Source organism: Rhizobium sp. RHZ02, assembly GCF_014851575.1.
In the GTDB taxonomy this organism is placed as follows: domain Bacteria; phylum Pseudomonadota; class Alphaproteobacteria; order Rhizobiales; family Rhizobiaceae; genus Rhizobium; species Rhizobium altiplani.
Genome location: NZ_JACUZX010000004.1, coordinates 145,155 through 164,671 on the forward strand (window position 1 = coordinate 145,155; position 19,517 = coordinate 164,671).

Here is a 19,517-nt window from a genome sequence, read left to right on the forward strand (position 1 = left end):
CGCCGACTCGCATCAAATCCTGCCCGCGCCGGCTGTGCCGATTTGCGACGGGAATATAAACAAACGGTGCATGCCACGAAGACGCGCACCACGAGGATGGGAACGATCGGAATGGCAAACCCTAGAAAGATCATCATCGACACTGACCCCGGTCAGGACGACGCAGCCGCCATCATGCTGGCTTTTGGCAGCCCGGAAGAGCTCGATGTACTCGGCATCACCACGGTCGCCGGCAACGTGCCACTGTCCTACACCAGCCGCAATGCGCGCATCGTCTGCGAGCTCTGTGGTCGCACCGATACGAAGGTCTTTGCCGGCGCCGACAAGCCGATTGCGCGCAAGCTGGTGACCGCGGAGCACGTGCATGGCAAGACCGGCCTCGACGGTCCGGTTCTCGACGAGCCCACGATGCCGCTGCAGACGCAGCATTCGGTGGATTTCATCGTCGAGACGCTGCGCAGCGAGCCGGAAGGCGCAGTGACGCTCTGCACGCTGGGGCCGCTGACCAATATTGGCCTGGCCTTCCAGCAGGCGCCCGACATCATCCCGCGCGTCCATGAACTGGTCATGATGGGCGGCGGCTTCTTCGAGGGTGGCAACATTACGCCGGCCGCCGAATTCAACATCTTCGTGGATCCCGAGGCAGCCGACATCGTCTTCCGCTCCGGCGTTCCGATCGTGATGATGCCGCTCGACGTCACGCACAAGCTTCTGACAGGCAAGGACCGCGTCAAGCGCATGGCTGATCTCGGCACACGCCCGGCCATCGCCATGGTCGAGATGCTGGAATTCTTCGAACGCTTCGATGTCGAGAAATACGGCTCGGACGGCGGCCCGCTGCACGACCCGACGGTTATCGCCTATCTGCTGAAGCCGGAGCTTTTCAAGGGGCGGACCTGCAATGTCGAGATCGAGGTGAAGTCGGAACTGACTGCCGGCATGACCGTCGTCGACTGGTGGCACGTGACCCACCGCAAGCGCAATGCGCAGGTCATGCGCGATGTCGATGCGGACGGATTTTTCGATCTGCTGATCGAGCGTTTCGCCCGCATCTGATTTCGGATTGTTTGACGGGCGCCTGAGGGATCAGGCGTCCTTCTGGTCGAAAACCGAATTGGTTTCGGGTTCGACCAGCTTCGGTCCGCCCTTGGCGACGCCGACCATGGCCGGGCGCAGAACACGCTCGCCAATCGTGTAGCCAGCCTGAACGACCTGAACAACGGTGTTGTTCGGCACCTCAGGGTTCGGTACTTCGAACATGGCCTGGTGGAAATTCGGATCGAACTTCTGGCCAACCGGCTCCAGCTTTCGGACACCGTGGCGCTCGAGCGCCGCCAACATCGAGCGTTCCGTCATCTCGACACCCTCGATCAGCGTTGTCAGGCCGGCATCAGCGGCAGCCCTTGCTTCCTCCGGAATCGCATCGATGGCGCGGCGCAGGTTGTCCGAAACGGCCAACATGTCGCGGGCGAAGCCAGCAGCCGAATAGGTCTTGGCGTCCTTGATTTCCCGCTCGGTGCGGCGGCGCAGGTTATCCATCTCGGCAGCAAGCCGCAGATAGCGGTCGCGCAGCTCTGCGTTCTCGCCCTTCAGAAGTTCCAGCGGATCGGGCTGTGCGGTGGCTTCGTTCTCGACGTTTGCGGCGGCGTCCGCTGCGGCTTCGGCCGCGGCTGCGTCAGGTCCGTTCTTCGTCGTTTCGTCAGTCATGACGTTCTCCGGTGATTGGTGTCTTTTAGGATGTGCCCGATATCGAGCTTTGACGGGCAAAAATCAAGTCTGCGTGACTGAAAAGCGCGCGATGCGGGGCAACTCATGCCGGGTTGAGCGAGAGGGCCAGCTTGACTTGCTCGCGCTAAAGTTCTTTTATTTTAGAGCTACCTAAACCTTTCTTGCTTCGGCCTAATCCTGGGTCAGGGAGCTGCTACCATGAGCGATCAGAAAAGCTATTCCGGGCGCTGCTTCTGCGGCGCCGTGGAGATTGTTGCTACCGGCGAACCGGTGGCGATGGGATACTGCCACTGTGCCTCCTGCCGGCATTGGTCCGCAGGGCCGGTCAATGCCTTCACGCTCTGGCAGCCCCAGGCTGTCCGGGTCACTAAAGGCGGAGAGCATGTCGAGGGCTATCAGAAGTCCGATACCAGCGTGCGGAAGTTCTGCGAGCTGTGCGGTGGGCATCTCTACACCGAGCACCCGACCTGGGGCGTCACCGACGTCTACGCGGCACTTCTGCCGGATCTCGACTACACCCCGGCGCTGCACGTGAACTATCAGGAGAGCGTGCTGCGCATTCGTGACGGCCTGCCCAAATATAAAGACATGCCCGCGGAGATGGGCGGCTCGGGCGACACGTTGCCTGAGTAGCCGCGCTACTTCGCGCCGCGTGACAATCGCGTCATAAGCTGAGCGGTATAATCGACCATCGGGACGATGCGCGAGTAGTTGAGACGCGTCGGCCCGATCACTCCCACGGCACCGACAATGCGGTCGTCATCGTCACGATAAGGCGCAACGATCAACGACGAGCCGGAGAGCGAGAAGAGCTTGTTCTCAGAGCCGATGAAAATGCGCACACCTGGCCCGCTTTCGGCCAGATTGAGGAGTTCCAGCAAGCTGTCTTTTTTCTCGAGGTCGTCGAACAGCATGCGCAGGCGGTCGAGATCGTCGGCACCGGCGAGACCGGCGAGCAAATTGGCGCGGCCGCGAATGATGAGCTGAGCCGGTTTGCCTTCGTCCGCGCTGCCGGACCACACAGCGATGCCGCGCTCGACGAGATCCTGCGACAGCGTGTCGAGTTCGCGGCGGACATCGTCCTTCAGTCGGCTCAGCTGATTGCGCAGTTCCGGCAGCGTCTGGCCGGTCATATGCGCGTTGAGGAAGTTTGCGGCCTCGGTCAATTGCGATGATGTGACGCCTGCCGGAAGCTCGATGATGCGGTTTTCCACCTGGTCGTGATCGCCAACGAGCACCGCAAGCGCCTTGGTCGGCTCGAGGCGAATGAACTCGACATGCTTGAGCACAGGATCGCTTTTCGAGGTGATGACAAGTCCGGCGCCGCGCGAAATGCCCGAGAGCATTCGGCTCGCCTCGTTCATCATCAATTCCATCGGATTGTCGCGGCTTTCGGCGCGCACCTGCCGATCGATGTTGGCACGATCCTCGGCCGAGAGATCGCCCACCTGCATGAAGGCGTCGACGAAGAAGCGCAGGCCGATCTGCGTCGGCAGACGCCCGGAACTGACATGCGGTGAATAGATGAGGCCGAGTTCTTCCAGATCGCTCATCACATTGCGTACGGACGCCGGCGACAGCGACATCGGCAGGATTCGCGAAAGGTTGCGGGAACCGAGCGGTTCGCCCGTTTCCAGATAGCCCTCCACGATGCGGCGAAAGATTTCCTTGGAGCGTTCATCCAGCGCAGCCACTGCCTCTGAAACCGACGTCGATCTGAACTCCATGAAACCTTGCGTACCCGTGCTGACGATGATCCGACAAAATATAGCCAATCTCTCCGCAGCGGCAAAAGGGAAATTGCAAATGGACGCTGCCAATCGTAGAAGCTCTCAACACCATAGCACGCATGATCTACCCGAAGCCTGCTCACGCCTTCGGCACGATGATTAGGAGAATAGTATGCGGCCCTCAGGCAGAAAAACCGACCAGATGCGCAAGGTCTCTTTCGAGCGCAATTTCTCCAAGCACGCGGAAGGCTCCTGTCTGGTGAAGTTCGGCGATACGCATGTGTTGTGCACGGCGAGCGTCGAGGAAAAGCCGCCGGCATGGCTGCGCAACACCGGCAAGGGCTGGGTTACGGCCGAATACGGCATGCTGCCGCGCGCCACCGGCGATCGCATGAAGCGCGAAGCTGCGGCCGGCAAGCAGGGCGGTCGCACCCAGGAGATCCAGCGCCTGATCGGCCGCTCGCTGCGCGCCGTCGTCGACCTCAAGGAGCTCGGCGAGCGCCAGATCACCCTCGATTGCGACGTCATCCAGGCGGACGGCGGAACGCGCACCGCCTCGATCACGGGCGCCTGGATTGCGCTCTACGACTGCCTGAAATGGATGGAGAGCCGCAACATGCTCAAGGTCGAGCGCGTGCTCAAGGACCATGTCGCGGCCATTTCCTGTGGCATCTTCGCAAACCAGTCGGTCCTTGACCTCGACTATCTCGAAGACTCCTCGGCCGAGACCGACGCGAACTTCGTGATGACCGGCACTGGCGGTATCGTCGAAATTCAGGGCACCGCCGAAGGCACGCCCTTTACCGACGAGGAGTTCGCTTCGCTGATGACGCTCGCCAAGGGGGGCATTGCCGAACTCGTGGCGATGCAAAAGCAGGCGATCGCCGGATGAACGACGTGCTGGAAGGCATGCTGGAGACGGCGCTCTATGCTGAGGATCTCGACAAGGTCGAAGCCTTCTATGAAGGCGTTCTCGGTCTTTCGAAGATCTCGCGGAGCGGCAACCGGCATGTCTTCTTTCGCTGCGGCCCCGGCGTGCTGCTGATTTTCAATCCGAAAGAAACGATCAAGCCGCCCTCAACGACCGCGCTGCAGGTGCCGCCTCATGGCACAAGCGGTGCGGGACACGCCTGTTTCCGCGTCTCGGGCGAAAATCTCGATGCGATTGCCACCCGGTTGATGTCCGAGGGTGTCGCCATCGAATCCGAAGTCACCTGGCCGCAGGGCGGCCGATCGATCTATTTCCGCGATCCAGCGGGCAACAGCCTTGAATGCGCTGAAGCCCGTATCTGGGGCCTCGAATAGGACAATCATGCGCAAGCTCGAAACCAAGACCATTGTCGTTGCCAGCCACAATGCCGGCAAGATCCGGGAAATCCAGGACCTGATCGGCCCCTTCGGCTTCACCGCGAAGTCGGCGGCTGAATTGAACTTCGTGGAGCCTGACGAAACCGGCACCACCTTCGAGGAAAACGCAAAGATCAAGGCGCTCGCTTCTGCGGAAGCCGCTGGACTTCCGGCGCTGTCGGATGATTCCGGCCTCGCCATCGATGCGCTCGGCGGCGATCCTGGCGTCTATACCGCCAACTGGGCCGAGAAGCCCGACGGGACCCGCGACTTCGCGATGGCGATGGAGAAAGTCGAGGCGGCGCTGGACAAGGCCGGCGCTTCAAAGCCGGAACAGCGTACCGCCCGCTTCGTAAGCGTGCTCTGCCTTGCCTGGCCGGACGGCCATACGGAGCTCTTCCGCGGTGAAGTCGAGGGCGCTGTCGTCTGGCCGCCGCGCGGCAGCCAAGGCTTCGGCTACGATCCGGTCTTTCAACCCGAGGGCTATGACACTACCTTTGGAGAGATGAGCGGGGAAGAAAAACACGGCTGGAAGCCGGGCGACGCAGAGGCCCTGTCGCACCGCGCCCGCGCCTTCAAGATTTTCGTCGAAACCTGCCTGGAAGCCTAAGGGCAACGTGGACACTTTGGAACAGCCTGACCTGATGCGCTATGCCGCTCTTCTGCCCGATACCGGCGAACCCGGCTTCGGCGTCTACGTGCATTGGCCGTTCTGCGCTGCCAAGTGCCCCTATTGCGATTTCAACAGCCATGTCCGCCACCAGCCGGTCGATCAGGAGCGCTTCACTGCGGCCTTCCTGAAGGAACTGGCAACGGTGCGCCAATTGAGCGGGCCGAAGACGGTGACGAGCGTCTTCCTCGGCGGCGGCACGCCCTCTCTGATGAACCCTTCGACGGTTTCGGCCATTCTCAATGGTATTGCCAAGCATTGGCATATGCCAGACGGTATCGAGATCACCATGGAGGCGAACCCCTCCAGCGTCGAGGCGGAGCGTTTCCGGGGCTATCGCGCCGCCGGGGTCAACCGCGTCTCGCTTGGCGTCCAAGCCTTGAATGACCGCGACCTGAAGTTTCTCGGACGGCTGCACGACGTTGCCGACGCGCTGAAGGCGATCAAGCTGGCACGCGACATCTTTCCGCGCATGTCCTTCGACCTGATCTATGCTCGCCCGAACCAGACTGTCGAGGAATGGGAGCGCGAGCTGAAGGAGGCGATCTCCTACGCGGTCGATCACCTCTCGCTCTACCAGCTGACGATCGAGGAAGGCACGCCCTTCTACGGCCTTCACAAGGCGGGCAAGCTTGTCGTTCCGGACGGCGATCAATCGGCATTGCTCTACGAAGCGACGCAGGAGATCACGGCTCGCGAAGGAATGCCGGCCTACGAGGTGTCCAACCACGCGCGCCCCGGCGCGGAGAGCCGCCACAACCTCACCTATTGGCGTTACGGCGACTATGCCGGTATCGGCCCCGGCGCCCACGGGCGGCTGACGCGCGGCGCGATGAAGATCGCGACGGCGACCGAGCGGAAGCCGGAAAGTTGGCTCGATCTCGTCGAGCGCGACGGCCACGGCATCCTCGATCAGGAACAACTCGGCTACGAGGAGCAGGCGGACGAACTGCTGTTGATGGGACTACGCCTGAAGGAAGGTGTCGATCTCGCCCGCTGGCAACAGCTTTCAGGCCGCGATCTCGACCCAAAGCGTGAAGAATTCCTGCTGGAACACGGCTTCGTCGAGCGGATCGGCAATTCCCGGCTTCGCTGCACGCCGTCGGGTATGCTGATCCTCGATTCCGTCGTAGCCGACCTCGCCTGCTAGGCCGGCCGCTTTCGTCCCAGGGAAAACAACCGCCCGTCGATCGCCGCAAGGCCGATCGCAATCATCGCCATGCCGATCAGATGCTTGGCTTGCAGTTGCTCGCCGAGAATAGCTGCGCCGAGCAGGATGGCGCTGACCGGGATCAGGAAGGTCACGAGCATGAGGTTTGTCGCCCCTGCCGTTGCCAGGATGCGGAAGAACAACACATAGGCGATCGCCGTCGACAGCAAGGCCAGGCCCAGCAAGGCCATCCAGGTCTCGAGTGACGGGGCGGCCAAAGTCCAAGGTTGATCCACGACGAGCGCGATCGGCAGCATCAGGATGGTCGAAGCGGTAACCTGTCCGGCGGCGGGAATGAGCGGCGCCATGCCCATCTGGCGGAAGCGTCGGCCGAAAATCCCGGCGAAGGAGTAGGAGAGCGCAGCACCGAGCACGGCAAGCTGCGCCAGCACGTTCGAGCCGAGATCACGCAACACGTCGAAGCCAATCATGTAGGCAACACCAGCAAAGCCAACGAGGACGCCGAGCAGGCGGTTGCCGGTCATCTTTTCGTCCGCTGTCAGGAAATGCGCGACGACGACACCGAAGAGCGGCGTCGTGGCATTCAGGATCGAGGCAAGGCCGCTTGCGATGTGCGTCTGGCCCCAGACGATGAGGCAGAAGGGGATCATGTTGTTCAGGATGCCCATGCCGAAGAACGCAGCCCAGGACCTAGCGTCGCGCGGCATCGCATGGCCGGTGGCTCGGACGATAAGGTTCAGCGCAAGTGCGGCAACCAGGACCCGGCCCGCGACGATCGTGAACGGCGGCAGGGTCTTCACCAGAATACCGTTGAAGAGGAAGGAGCCGCCCCATAACAGGGACAACACCAGCAGCATTCCCCACTCGGCAAGGCCCATTTGTTTCTGCTGCATTATCTTCTCCCTAGTCAGCCTGACCGGAATACATCCAGCCGCTGGCTGCCACCACCCGATTGTTGCGCGTCTCGAACGCGGCCATTCTCGATTAATTCTCGCTCATCGCGCAGCTTGAATCAGCTTTTTCGACAGCTTTCATGCTGATATTATTGCGATGCCTGGCAGGAGACAAACGAGTCTTTCTCGATCCATGATATAGCTGAGCTAAACCATGAGCGACTATCTTCCCTCTCTTTCAGCACTTAGGGCCTTCGAAGCCGCCGCGCGACACCTCAGCATGACGCTTGCGGCAAAAGAGCTCAACGTCACGCCGGGCGCCGTCAGCCTGCAGATCCGTGACCTGGAAGCATCGCTTGGCGTCAAGCTCTTCGAGCGCAAGACGCGCGCGCTGGCCTTGACGGTTGAGGGCGCGGATTATTTTTCGACGCTTAGGGCAGCATTCCGTCTGGTCCGGGAGGCGACGGCGGCAATCACGGCGCGGGGACGCGGCGCCGTCCTCAACGTCACCTGCACGGCGGGATTTGCGACCTACTGGCTCGTGCCGCGTCTCGGGCGCTTCGAGGCGATGCACCCTGAAATCGACGTTCGCATCAGCGCATCGCACCGCGTGCTCGACTTTCAGCGTGACGGCATCGACCTCGCAATCCGCCACGGGCTCGGCGGGTATGACGGCCTGATCAGCGAGCGGCTCGTCGATGACGAACTCGTGCCGGTCTGCACGCCAAAGCTTGCCGCTGAACTGGGGAGCAATCCGTCGCCCGGCGCCCTCGCTGGTTTCCAACTGATCCATGACGTCTATCGCCATGACTGGCAGCTCTGGCTGGAAGCGGCCGGCGCAACGGGGGTCGATCCGTCGCGCGGGCCGATCTTCATGCATGGCAACGGAGCCTATGACGCGATGAAGGCCGGGCTCGGCTTTGCCTTGATGCGACGCTCGTTTCTGGAGCGGGACCTGAAGGAAGGTGCGGTGATCACGCCTTTCCCGCTTGGGATCGCAAGCCGCCTTGCCTTCCACCTCGTCTATCCGGGCCCCGCGCTCGAGCGACCGGCAGCGGCGGCCTTTCGCCGCTGGCTGCTGACCGAGGCACAGGCCTGACCTGACTGTGGCTGATTTGTCATGCTGATTAAAAAGTGGAGCATTTTAATCATAAAATAGGGTTTTCTTCGGGCTTTTTCTTGACTATTACACTCCAGATAAAATTCTGCAATGAGCCTTCCGGTGTGATAAGCCAATGAATAATCTTCAATTTTCTTCTCGATTCCTTTCCACATCAGCTTTGACGGGCGTGGTGCTCGCCCATCTTCTCGCGCCGGCTGCGGCACAGGATGCCGCGGGGCAGCAAGACGGAGCGACGGTTCTTGAAGATATCATCGTCAATGGCGGCAGCGGCGGCGTGATCCAGGCTGACGGCTATGTCGGCAAGAGCAGCGCGACAGGCACGAAGACCGACACGCCGTTCATCGAGATTCCTCAGTCGATTTCGTCCGTAACCGAGCAGCAGTTGAGGGACCGCAATCCGCAGAGCCTGCTCGATACGGTCGCCTACACACCGGGCACTCGTGTCGGTGCTTACGGCTTCGATCCGCGCTTCGATTCATTCTCGGTACGCGGCTTCGACGTGACCTATACGGGGATCTTCCGCGATAACCTTCGTCAGCCCGGCGCAGGTTCGTCACTCTTCAAGACCGAGCCTTACGGCCTCGAAGGTGTCTCAATCCTGCGTGGACCATCCTCAGCGCTGTATGGAGCAACGGGCGCCGGCGGTCTCTACAACCTCATCACCAAGCGGCCGACGGAAGACGCTTTTCACGAAGTTCAGCTGCAGTATGGTACCGACCAACGCTATCAGACCCAGTTCGACCTCTCAGGTCCCGTTAACAATGAGGACCCCTTCTATTATCGCCTGACTGGCCTCTACCGCGATGCCAACACGGAACAGGTCAGCGTTCCCGACGACCGCGTCTATATCGCGCCAGCCTTCATGTGGAAGCCGGACGAGGATACCAAGCTTACCATTCTCGGCGAGTATTCCCGAACCAAGACCGGTGGGACGGCGGCCTACTACAATGATCCGGCCGGCAACGTAACCGACATTTTCGCAGGCAATCCGGCCTTCAACGATTCAGTCCAGAACCAGGCGCGCATCGGCTATGAATTCGAGCACCGGCTGAACGACGTCTTCGTGTTCCGCCAGAACGCCCGTGCATCGACGCTCAACATCGACGCCGACTGGGCCTTTGCCTACGCCCCCAACGCGGTCGATCCAAGTCTCCTCGACCGCAGCGCCGGCACGTTCGACGAGCGGCTGACGGCCTTCGTCATCGACAATCAATTGGAAGCCAAGTTCGAAACGGGGGCGGTCGACCATACGGTGCTTGCGGGCCTGGACCTGACCAAGCTGCGCTGGCGTTCGCTCGATGGTCGGGGCGTGTCGCCGCCGCTCGACACCAACAATCCGACCGCGGGAGCGCCCGTTGCACCGATCGACTTCGACACGCGCACCATCCAGGATCAATGGCAGGTCGGCACCTACCTGCAGGACCAAATCCGCTATGACGCATGGATACTCACCGTCGGAGGGCGTTACGACTGGGTTTCGACCGACACCGACAATACCGACCTCAGCACGAACGCTCTGACCAGCCTCTCGCAAAAGGACAAGGCATTCTCCGGCCGTGTCGGCTTGGGCTACGAGACCGATTTCGGCATTGTACCTTATGCCAGCTACTCCACCGCCTTCGCACCCAATGCCGGTATCAACCAGGAGACGGACCAGCCCTTCAAGCCGACGGAAAGCGAGCAGGAAGAGATCGGCGTCAAGTACCTGCTCCCGAACAGCAACACGCTGCTGACGGCTGCGCTGTTCAATATCGACCAGAAGAACAGCCTCTACTACGAGGTCGTGAACCTGCCGACAGGACCGGCGAACATTCAGGTGCAGCGCGGCAAGATTCGCTCCCGTGGCTTGGAACTCGAAGCGACCACGAGCCTCGACAACGGCCTGTCGCTGGTCGCGTCTTATACCTACACCGATACCGAGATCCTGGAAGGAACGACCGGGACCGTTGGCAATTCCGTCTCGTCGGTTCCGAGGCACATGGCTTCGCTCTGGGCGAATTACACATTCCAGGAGAGCAGCCCGGTCTACGGCCTCGGCATCGGCTTCGGCACCCGTTATCTCGGCAAGAGTTACACCAGCGACGCCAACACGGCGCAGAACGGCTCACGCGTCCTCTTCGACGCCGCCATCAGCTATGATTTCGCGGCGCTGGACAAGAAATACGACGGCCTGAGCCTGCAGGTGAACGCCACCAACCTCTTCGACCGCCGGGAGGCCGTCTGCTCGGCGGGCTTCTGCTATCGCGACCAGGGCCGCGCCGTGATCGGCAGCCTGCGCTACACATGGTGAGCTGATGGCGAGCGCACAGCACCATGTCGCCGATCGAGGCCAGAGCGCCTCGATTCTCTCGCCGGCTTTCGCCGGCGAGCATGCGTGGTGCAGCGAGAAGATGGTACTCTCAACCGAGCTATCGGACGGGGTACCGCTGCCGCGCTTCTTCGGTGACGGCGGGTTCAGGCAGGCGATTGATCGTTATGCCGAGGCATGTGGAGACAGCGACAGGCGCGCCGTCGTCTCGATGTGGTCGTTATATTACTTCTCCACTCTTTCCATCCCCTACGTGCTGGCGCGCCGCCTCGCCGCGCAGGCGCTGCCGATCGCCTTCGATGAGATGACCATCGCATTGCAGGAGAACGGGCTGCCACGCGCGTTCGGCGTTCCACACCGGGGCGGGCATGCCGCGGTCGAGGAGGACGACGGGTTCGGGGCGATAGGTCCATTGTTGGAGCAACATCTTCCCGAGGCGGTCGCGAAACTCAACGCTTGCGGTATTTCGGCCAAGCTGTGCTGGAACAATGCCGCTGTCTATCTCGACTATGCGCTGCGATTGACCCGGCCAGCTGAAGGCCCCGATCTCACGGTGTTCGTGCGCGGCTGCCTGCCGGATGGCGGCGTCAATCCTCTTTGCGGCAGCGTCCGATATGTCGAGGAGGATGGTGAGCGCGTCGCCCGGCGGAAGATATGCTGCTTGCGCTACATGCTGCCCGACGTGCCGAGCTGCGGCAAGCCTTGCGCTCTTCCGAGCCAAAGGAACGTACAATGACCCTTTCCACGATCACGAGACGTGGCTTTCTCGCCGCCGCGTCCACGACGCTCTGCGCGCCGGCTCTCTTGAAGGCCGAGACGCGCTGGCCGCTGACCGTGACCGACGCGGTCGGTCGAACGGTGACGATTTCAAGGAAGCCGAAGTCGATCATCCTCGGAACGGGATTCAATCTTTTCGCGCTGTCGCTGATCCATCCGGATCCGGTCAGCCTGCTTGCTGGCTGGGCGACCGACATGAAGACGGACAATCCGTTCATCTACGACGCCTTTCGCAGCAAGTTTCCGGCCCTCGACAAGGTCCCGCTGGTCAGCAATGGGCAGGCGGATGGCATGAACTTTGAGGCCGCACTCTCCTTGGAGGCGGACCTTGCAATCATGGGCAGGTGGCAGGCCGATGGCGAACAAGGCGAACGTGCCATCGACTATCTCCAATCGATCGGCGTGCCTGTCATCGTCGTCGATTTCAATCTCGATCCACTGAAGAACACCCCGCGAGACATTCGCCTCCTCGGCCGCGTTCTGGAATGCGATCGGCAAGCGGAAGATTATGCGCAGTTCTTCGAAAAGCGGGTGCAGCGCATCAAGGCAGAGTCGGCAGGGAGAGGCGAGGATGCGCCGCTGGTGCTGATGGACGCCTTCCCGAGCGCAACACGGGGCAGCTGGGCGATCGGCCGGACCGGCCTCGGCGAGTTGATCACGCTTGCCGGCGGACGCAACATCGCGGACAAGAACCTACCGCCGCAGGGCGGGCCGGTGACGGCGGAATACATCATCGCGGCGGAGCCGGACGTCTATATCGCCACAGGCTCGCCGGGTGGCGTCTACACCGTCTTCTCGATTGGCCCTGGCGCCGATCCCGCAGAAGCCCGTCGGTCGCTCCAGGAAACCGTTAAGGCACCCGCCCTTGCCCCACTGAAGGCTGTGCGCGAGGGAAATGTGCATGGCATGTGGAACTTCTTCAACGCCGTGCCGCTGAATGTGCTGGCGGCGGAAGCCGTGGCATCCTGGGTAAGGCCTGACCTGTTCGGCGATCTCGATCCGGCGGGCGGCCTCGCCGAAATCAACGAGCGTTTCGCTGCGGTCCCGTTCGAGGGGGCATACTGGACTAGCTTGGCGGGTTAACGTCCAGGCGCACCGGTCTTGAAAAGACTGCCGGTCGGCGTGTTGAGGAACATCTCCAGCGGAATGTATTCCTGATGCAGGAAGCCGGTGGACGGCAGCAGGTCCTCGCGCACCATTTCGATCACGGCAACCACCGAGGCCGATGTCGTCCAGGCAATCGCCGTGCGGCGAGCGCCTGCTATCTCGATCGGATAGTAGGCGCGCACAAACTCCTTGCGGCGCAGGTTGCCGTTCTCCGTGCCCTCCGCTGCCACGTGGACATACACAACATCGTCCTCGACCGGCGGCTTGGCGTTGGTGAGGATTTCACCGGCAAGCTTGCGCCTGTCGCGCATCAGGAGTTCGTGAAAGAAGAAGTTCATCAGATCCATGTGTCCGGGATAGCGCATCGTCTTGTAGTCGAGGTTCTCGACCTTGCCGAGCATGGTGTCACACATGGTGCCGAGGCCGCCTGATGTCGTGAAGGCCTCCAGTTTCACACCCTCGACGTAGATCGTCTCGTGCCATTCCATCGGCGAGACGAGCTTGCGAATGCCCCCCTCGATCACTTCGCAGTCGTTCAAATACTCATTGACCACGCCTTCGGGCGACCAGTTGAAGGCGTAGCCGAGGAGACCGGTCGGATGCTGCGGCAGGGCGCCGACGCGCATGCGAATGGAACGGCATTTGTCGAATCCATCCGCAAGGCTCGATCCGACAATACCGACGAAGCCGGGGGCGAGGCCACATTGCGGCGCCATCAGCCCGCGCGCGGTCTTGGATAGTTCGATGATGAAATTTGTGGTCGGCACGTCTTCCGTGAGGTCGAAATAATGGATCCCCGCAAGATGGGCAGCGCGCGCCAGGCCGATGTTGAGGTGATAGGGCAGGCAGGAAAGCACGGCCTCGACACTCGACAGCAGTTCGCCGATGGTGGTGGGGTCGGAAACGTCCCCACTCCTGCACTGGAACGGAAGGCTCTCTGTCGGCGCCTGAATATCGATGCCGAGAACCTCGAAGCCCCCCTCGTGCAGGAGCGTCGCTGCCAACCGCCCGACCTTGCCCAGCCCGAGAACGGCAATCCTGTCGAAACTCATCAACTCCCTCCCCTTTTGTGCACGCGGCACACGCTCCTCACAGCCAGCGTACAGAAGATTGTGCGCAAAAGAAAACGGCCGGAGCAATGCCCCGGCCGTCAAAGCACAGAAGGTTTCCCGACTATTCGTTGATCAGGCGCTTCAGCAACTCGATCTCATGCGAGAGCTTCGTATCCTCAGCAATCAACTCCTCGATCTTGCGAACGGCATGCAACACGGTCGTATGATCGCGACCGCCGAAGCGACGGCCGATTTCCGGGAAGGACCGCGGCGTCAGCGTCTTCGACAGATACATGGCGATCTGGCGCGGCTTGACGATGACACGGGTGCGGCGGTTCGAGACCAGCTCCTGGCGCGACACGTTGTAGTGCCGTGCGACGATGCGCTGGATATCCTCGATGCGGACGCGACGCGGCTCACCCGAACCAACAAGGTGGGCAAGAAGCTCGTCCACGCGCTCTACCGTCAGGTTCGGCTCGAAGGAGCGACGGAAGAGCAGCTGGTTGAAGGCGCCTTCCAGTTCGCGGCCGCTCGCAGTGATGTTGCGGGCAACATGGTTGAGCAGTTCCGCCGGGATTTCCAGTGACGGATCCTCGACGCGAGCTACGGCGAGGCGACGCTTCAGGATTTCGAGGCGCATTTCGTAGTCCGGCGCATCGAGCTCGATGGCAACGCCGCCCTGCAAACGCGAGCGGACGCGTGGATCGAGCGATTCCAACTCCCAGGGAGCGCGGTCGGCAGCGACCACGACCTGCTTGGCGCTGTCGAGCAGCATGTTCAGCAGGTGGCAGAACTCGTGCTGGATCATCTTCCCCTGCAGGAACTGCATGTCGTCGATGATCAGAAGGTCGATGTTGCGCAGCGAGTCTTTGAGCGTCAGAGCATCATTGTCGCGGATCGCGGTTGCGAAACGCCACATGAAATACTCTGCCGTCAGATAGACGACGCGCAGTGCGCGCGGGTTCTGAACCGCGGCATTGGCGATCGCCTGCAGAAGATGCGACTTGCCGAGGCCGACGCTGGAATGGACGAACAGCGGATTGAAACGGACAGCGCCCTGTCCGGCTTCCGCAATCGTCTTGGCGGCGGCAAGTGCCACGCGGTTCGAGCTGCCTTCGACGAAGGTGTCGAAGGTGAAGCGGGAATCCAGAGGCGAGCCGAAGAGCGGCTGGCCGGAGGTGGCCGGACGGGCTGCGGCAGCGGACGAAACCGCCTGCTGCGCAATCTGGCCGGCATGCTGCGCCACAGGGCGGCGCGTCTGCGCAGCGGCAACAGGCTCCGGGGAAACCGGCTCTTCAGCCGGCTTACCAACGCCACGCGTTGCCGTGCGAACAAGAATTTCGACTTTCAGGATTTCAGAGTCTTCGGCCCGGAACAGGCTGGTGATCAGCTCAAGATACCGATTGTTGATCCAGGACTTCAGGAAAGTTGTCGGCACCGTCAGGCGCACGACGCTCTTTGAAACCGAATGCAATTTCAGCCGTGCAAACCAGCTTGCATAAACATCCGGACCGACCTGCGCCTTCAGACGGGCGCTGACACGCTCGAAAAGTACACCATGCTTCATGTCTCCCTTTTCCCCTGCCGCCTCGGCGCAAATAGAGCCAAACGCCTGCGGTTCATTGTCCCCACTCTCCAGGACATCCGCCGTCATTGTATTCATCTGCATCATGCCGCCTTCCATTCGTCGGCCGACTTTGTTTCGTCGCCCGATTATTTCCCCGCTATGGCTAGAAAGTGGCACCCTCATGAGCCACTCGCCTGCCGGTTCACTCAAATACTGCCCCACTCGCAAGATGCTCCCGGGAAAGTGCGCGCCGCATCATGCGGTTCGACTGCGTTCCCTCGGACTGGATGCCGTTCCTCGTAACACCGGCGTCCAATCGTCCTGCCACGACTTCTCTTCCCAATTCGGCTTCACGCAACGCGTGCAACCAACACACAAAACATCACCGTTCCGCGACAGCCACATCGCGGTCAAAAATGCCTAACTGCGTGAAAAACCGAAGACTTTGACTCTCCGTAACAAGTGGCACAGGATCATCGCCCTGCCGACGTGGCAGTTTCAGACCAAGCCTTTACAGGTGATGTCTGGACCCCTTGTTGATCGGCATTTAGGCAGGATCGAATGCGGGAATCAACGATGAATTTTACGCAAAATTAAGAGCGGGCCGTTGACTCCGGCTGCAGTTTTTGAGCGTCACATCGATGTCAAAAAAGAATCGCTTTTGAATCAAGGGGATTCCGATTCTGGGCATTTTTGACACGCATAAAAAGAAAAAAATAAAAAAGCTTCTTGACTCTGCTCAGACCGCAGATTGTAGGGCCTGAGTCGAGCACACCTGAAGTATCCTACAACAAGTATTTGTTTTCATTGCATTTTTCATGTCACACGCCCGACATGAAATCGTCGCCGAATTAACCATACGGAAGCTAGTCGGCGGAATCGAAAAAGCCCGACAAAGTTGCCGGGCTAATCATAATGCTGCGTTTATTAACGAAAGATTATGCGGTCGCAGAAACCGACAGAGCCTTCACACGAGCTGCCAGGCGCGAAACCTTACGGGAAGCCGTGTTGGCGTGCACAACGCCCTTGCTTGCGGCGCGAGCCAGTTCCGGCTGCGCGGCCAGGAAAGCTTCCTTAGCCTTGGCAGCATCACCAGATGCGATTGCCTCTTCGACCTTGCGAACGAAAGTACGAACGCGCGAGCGACGAGCCTTATTGACGTCGGTACGGCGGGCGATCTTGCGGGTCGCTTTTTTCGCCGAAGTTGTATTGGCCATGGATGCCTCTCTAAGAATTCGAACAAACTCCGTATCACCGCGGGCCTTGCGGCCACTTCATACAGCAATGCGGGAGCATAATCGGAAAACCGGAGTGGCTTCCCGAACCGTGGGCGGGCATATAACCCTAAAGCCGACCCACGTCAACGCGCATTTTCAAGGAAACGCCGCCTTTCTCCAAGGCTCAGCGGTTCTTAAAGGCAGGCTTACGCTTTTCGATGAAGGCCGTCATCCCCTCTTTCTGGTCTTCGGTGGAAAACAGGCTATGGAAAAGCCGGCGCTCGAAGCGCAGACCTTCGTCCAGGGTCGTCTCCAAGGCGCGGTTGACCGCTTCCTTGGCCATCAGAACGGAAGGACGCGACAGCGAGGCAATCCTGGCGGCCGCCTCCAGCGCCTCGTCCAACAGGCGCTCGGGCGCCACCACACGTGAAACGAGTCCTGCGCGCTCCGCTTCGGCGGCATCCATCATCCGGCCGGTGAGGATCAGATCCATGGCCTTATATCTGCCGACGGCGCGCGTCAGCCGCTGAGAGCCGCCCATGCCGGGGATGACGCCGAGGGTGATCTCGGGTTGGCCGAACTTGGCAGTCTCCGAAGCGATGATGATGTCACACATCATCGCGAGTTCGCAGCCACCGCCAAGCGCAAAGCCGCTGACGGCAGCGATGACAGGCTTGCGCACCTTGGCAACGTCGTCCCAGCCGCTCATCAGATCGCGGCTATAGACATCGACATAGCCGAGAGGCTGCATTTCCTTGATGTCGGCACCGGCGGCGAATGCGCGCTCGGAGCCAGTCAAAACGATCGCACCAATAGCGTCGTCGGCCTGGAAGGCTTCATGAACCTGTAGAAGCTCCTTCAGCACTGTCGAATTCAGCGCGTTCAGCGCCTGCGGGCGATTCAATGTGATGAGCCCTACCGCCCCGCGAGTTTCGACGATCAGCGTTTCGTAGGCCATGGACAATCCTCCCGTTATTTTTGGCAGTCAGGGCAGTAGAAGGTCGAGCGCCCCGCCTGAACGATGCGCGCGACCGTACCGCCGCAACCGGGCGTGCGGCAAGGTAGACTTTCGCGATCATAGACCGAGAAAGAGTGCTGGAAATACCCGAGAGACCCATCCGTCTGGATATGATCCCGCAGGGACGAGCCCCCCGCCTTGATGGCGTCGGCGATGACGCCGCGGATCGACGCAACGAGGAGGTCCATCTGCTTGCTCGGCTTACCGGTCTTGGTGACGACAGTCGCCGCTGCCCGGGTGGGGCGCAAATGCGCGCGCCACAGCGCCTCGCAGACATAGATATTGCCGAGCCCGGCAATATTCTTTTGATCGAGCAGCGCGCTCTTCAGCGGCTGCGCCTTGCCCATGAATCGTTCCGCCAGATAGGCAGCGCTGAGTTCGTTGCCGGTCGGCTCCGGCCCGAGGCCGAAGAGGAAGGGATTGAGATCAAGCTCGGAGCGCTGCGCCATATCCATGAAGCCGAAGCGGCGCGGGTCATTATAGATGACGCGGCTGATGCCATTCGGTCCTTCCAGGTGGAAGATCGCGTGGTCGTGCTTTTCATCCTTCGAACGGGCATGATGAAACTCGCCGGGAGCATCGGATAGCGGTCCTGCCTCGATGCGGAAGGAACCTGACATGCCGAGATGCGAGATGATCGTCGTGCCGTCATCGAGATCGATCAGCAGATATTTGGCGCGGCGACCGAGCGCGACGATTTCGCGACCGGTTGCCCGCGCCTCCAAACCGTCCGGAAAGGGAAACCGCAGGTCCTTGCGGCGCAGTTCCAGGCGGGCGATCCGCGCGCCTTCCATGGTGGGGGCAAGCCCGCGTCTGACGGTTTCGACTTCTGGCAATTCCGGCATCTTAACCCATCTATATCTAACATGTTTCAACCACGGGCGTTGTGCGCTATAGCGCCAAGGTGCCGCAGCTTTGACCGTGGCCCACAGATAGCGCTGCGCGGGTCCGTTCGCTATGGTCGCCGCGCCGATTTCAGATAGATGGAGTATTTCGATGTCAGAAAGCCGTACCTCCGCCGAAGGCGGCATGGAAACATCCTACGGCTTCCGCGAAGTGGCGGATGGTGAAAAACAGGGCCTCGTCAACGAGGTCTTCCATAAGGTCGCCAAGCGCTACGACATCATGAACGACGTCATGTCGGTCGGCATGCACCGCGTCTGGAAGGATGCGATGATCTCAGCCCTCAATCCGCGCAAGGAACCCGGCTACAAGGTTCTCGACGTTGCCGGCGGCACCGGCGATATCGCGTTTCGCATCGTCGAGGCCTCGAACCGGCAGGCCCATGCAACCGTGCTCGACATCAACGGCTCGATGCTCGCCGTCGGAGCCGAACGCGCCGCCAAGAAGAAGCTCTCCGACAACCTGACTTTCGTCGAGGCCAACGCCGAGGACTTGCCGTTCGAAGCAAACAGCTTCGACGCCTATACGATTGCCTTCGGCATCCGCAACGTGCCGCGCATCGACGTGGCGCTCAGCGAAGCCCATCGCGTGCTGAAGCGCGGCGGCCGGCTGCTCGTGCTCGAATTCTCCGAAGTGGACATGCCACTGCTCGACCGCGTCTATGACAGCTGGTCGTTCAACGCCATTCCGAAGTTCGGCAAGGCGATCACCGGCGAGGCCGAGCCCTATCAGTATCTCGTCGAATCCATCCGTAAGTTCCCCAACCAGGAGAACTTCGCCGAGATGATCCGCAATGCCGGCTTCTCGCGCGTGAGCTTCACGAATTATACCGGCGGCATCGCAGCCCTTCATTCCGGCTGGAAGCTCTGACGCATGGTTGAGGGCACATCGTTCACCCGCTGGCTT

19 protein-coding genes are annotated in these 19,517 nt (G+C 60.9%); 11 read left to right on the plus strand and 8 right to left on the minus strand.

Annotated elements, in window-relative coordinates; genetic code table 11:
* Window positions 1-111: 111 nt before the first annotated feature.
* Window positions 112-1,056: a nucleoside hydrolase gene (locus IB244_RS08415; protein ID WP_169679244.1), complete on the plus strand. Its 945-nt coding sequence runs from the start codon at window positions 112-114 to the stop codon at window positions 1,054-1,056.
* Between the two features lie 30 nt (window positions 1,057-1,086).
* Here the strand turns inward: IB244_RS08415 and grpE are convergent, their stop codons facing one another.
* Window positions 1,087-1,707, minus strand: a complete 621-nt coding sequence (grpE, locus tag IB244_RS08420) for a nucleotide exchange factor GrpE (protein ID WP_018855122.1) — start codon at window positions 1,705-1,707, stop codon at window positions 1,087-1,089.
* A gap of 219 nt (window positions 1,708-1,926) precedes the next feature.
* Here grpE and IB244_RS08425 point away from each other — a divergent pair, with 219 nt between their 5' ends.
* Entirely contained in the window at window positions 1,927-2,361 is a 435-nt protein-coding gene (locus IB244_RS08425; protein WP_018855123.1) for a GFA family protein, read from the plus strand.
* A 5-nt stretch (window positions 2,362-2,366) separates the two neighbouring features.
* On the opposite strand, the gene hrcA is transcribed toward IB244_RS08425, so the two are convergent.
* Window positions 2,367-3,455, minus strand: coding sequence for a heat-inducible transcriptional repressor HrcA (gene hrcA / locus IB244_RS08430; RefSeq protein WP_018855124.1), 1,089 nt, complete (start codon window positions 3,453-3,455; stop codon window positions 2,367-2,369).
* Window positions 3,456-3,630: 175 nt separating this feature from the next.
* Between hrcA and rph the strand changes: the two genes are divergently transcribed.
* Genes rph through hemW form a run of 4 tightly spaced genes read left to right on the plus strand, consistent with a single transcriptional unit; the run spans window position 3,631 to window position 6,625 of the window.
* On the plus strand, window positions 3,631-4,350 hold the full coding sequence (gene rph / locus IB244_RS08435; protein WP_062371335.1) for a ribonuclease PH: 720 nt from the start codon (window positions 3,631-3,633) through the stop codon (window positions 4,348-4,350).
* Window positions 4,347-4,763 carry a VOC family protein gene (locus tag IB244_RS08440; protein WP_192303907.1) on the plus strand — a complete coding sequence of 139 codons (417 nt, stop codon included), beginning with the start codon at window positions 4,347-4,349 and terminating at the stop codon, window positions 4,761-4,763. Before rph ends, IB244_RS08440 begins: the two co-directional genes overlap by 4 nt.
* A gap of 7 nt (window positions 4,764-4,770) precedes the next feature.
* Window positions 4,771-5,415: an RdgB/HAM1 family non-canonical purine NTP pyrophosphatase gene (gene rdgB, locus IB244_RS08445; RefSeq protein ID WP_025658695.1), complete on the plus strand. Its 645-nt coding sequence runs from the start codon at window positions 4,771-4,773 to the stop codon at window positions 5,413-5,415.
* Window positions 5,416-5,449: 34 nt separating this feature from the next.
* Window positions 5,450-6,625, plus strand: a complete 1,176-nt coding sequence (hemW, locus tag IB244_RS08450) for a radical SAM family heme chaperone HemW (protein ID WP_192304087.1) — start codon at window positions 5,450-5,452, stop codon at window positions 6,623-6,625.
* Here the strand turns inward: hemW and IB244_RS08455 are convergent.
* Window positions 6,622-7,539 carry a DMT family transporter gene (locus IB244_RS08455; protein WP_192240310.1) on the minus strand — a complete coding sequence of 306 codons (918 nt, stop codon included), beginning with the start codon at window positions 7,537-7,539 and terminating at the stop codon, window positions 6,622-6,624. The two genes, hemW and IB244_RS08455, sit on opposite strands and share 4 nt — an antisense overlap.
* 214 nt (window positions 7,540-7,753) lie before the next feature.
* Here IB244_RS08455 and gcvA point away from each other — a divergent pair, with 214 nt between their 5' ends.
* The 4 genes from gcvA (at window position 7,754) to IB244_RS08475 (ending at window position 12,830) form a co-directional block, all read left to right on the plus strand.
* Window positions 7,754-8,638, plus strand: a complete 885-nt coding sequence (gcvA, locus tag IB244_RS08460; RefSeq protein ID WP_169679247.1) for a transcriptional regulator GcvA — start codon at window positions 7,754-7,756, stop codon at window positions 8,636-8,638.
* Between the two features lie 136 nt (window positions 8,639-8,774).
* Window positions 8,775-10,952, plus strand: a complete 2,178-nt coding sequence (locus IB244_RS08465; protein ID WP_192303909.1) for a TonB-dependent siderophore receptor — start codon at window positions 8,775-8,777, stop codon at window positions 10,950-10,952.
* Between the two features lie 4 nt (window positions 10,953-10,956).
* A complete protein-coding gene (fhuF, locus tag IB244_RS08470) occupies window positions 10,957-11,706 on the plus strand; it encodes a siderophore-iron reductase FhuF (RefSeq protein WP_113470555.1) in 750 nt (249 codons plus the stop codon).
* Complete coding sequence (locus IB244_RS08475; protein WP_169679252.1) at window positions 11,703-12,830, plus strand: ABC transporter substrate-binding protein; 1,128 nt, start codon at window positions 11,703-11,705, stop codon at window positions 12,828-12,830. The genes fhuF and IB244_RS08475 overlap by 4 nt, the downstream gene beginning before the upstream one ends.
* Here the strand turns inward: IB244_RS08475 and IB244_RS08480 are convergent.
* From IB244_RS08480 to mutM, 5 genes are all read right to left on the minus strand, one after another.
* Window positions 12,827-13,906 (minus strand): saccharopine dehydrogenase family protein, encoded by a 1,080-nt coding sequence (locus IB244_RS08480; protein ID WP_192303911.1) that lies wholly within the window; start codon window positions 13,904-13,906, stop codon window positions 12,827-12,829. The genes IB244_RS08475 and IB244_RS08480 overlap by 4 nt on opposite strands.
* Before the next feature lie 121 nt (window positions 13,907-14,027).
* Entirely contained in the window at window positions 14,028-15,575 is a 1,548-nt protein-coding gene (dnaA, locus tag IB244_RS08485) for a chromosomal replication initiator protein DnaA (RefSeq protein WP_026371516.1), read from the minus strand.
* Between the two features lie 836 nt (window positions 15,576-16,411).
* A complete protein-coding gene (gene rpsT / locus IB244_RS08490; protein WP_016552476.1) occupies window positions 16,412-16,690 on the minus strand; it encodes a 30S ribosomal protein S20 in 279 nt (92 codons plus the stop codon).
* 184 nt (window positions 16,691-16,874) lie between these two features.
* Complete coding sequence (locus tag IB244_RS08495) at window positions 16,875-17,648, minus strand: enoyl-CoA hydratase (RefSeq protein WP_018855136.1); 774 nt, start codon at window positions 17,646-17,648, stop codon at window positions 16,875-16,877.
* Window positions 17,649-17,662: 14 nt separating this feature from the next.
* On the minus strand, window positions 17,663-18,553 hold the full coding sequence (gene mutM / locus IB244_RS08500; RefSeq protein ID WP_169679258.1) for a bifunctional DNA-formamidopyrimidine glycosylase/DNA-(apurinic or apyrimidinic site) lyase: 891 nt from the start codon (window positions 18,551-18,553) through the stop codon (window positions 17,663-17,665).
* A 151-nt stretch (window positions 18,554-18,704) separates the two neighbouring features.
* Between mutM and ubiE the strand changes: the two genes are divergently transcribed.
* Window positions 18,705-19,481 carry a bifunctional demethylmenaquinone methyltransferase/2-methoxy-6-polyprenyl-1,4-benzoquinol methylase UbiE gene (gene ubiE, locus IB244_RS08505; RefSeq protein WP_025658684.1) on the plus strand — a complete coding sequence of 259 codons (777 nt, stop codon included), beginning with the start codon at window positions 18,705-18,707 and terminating at the stop codon, window positions 19,479-19,481.
* The last annotated feature ends 36 nt before the right edge of the window (window positions 19,482-19,517 follow it).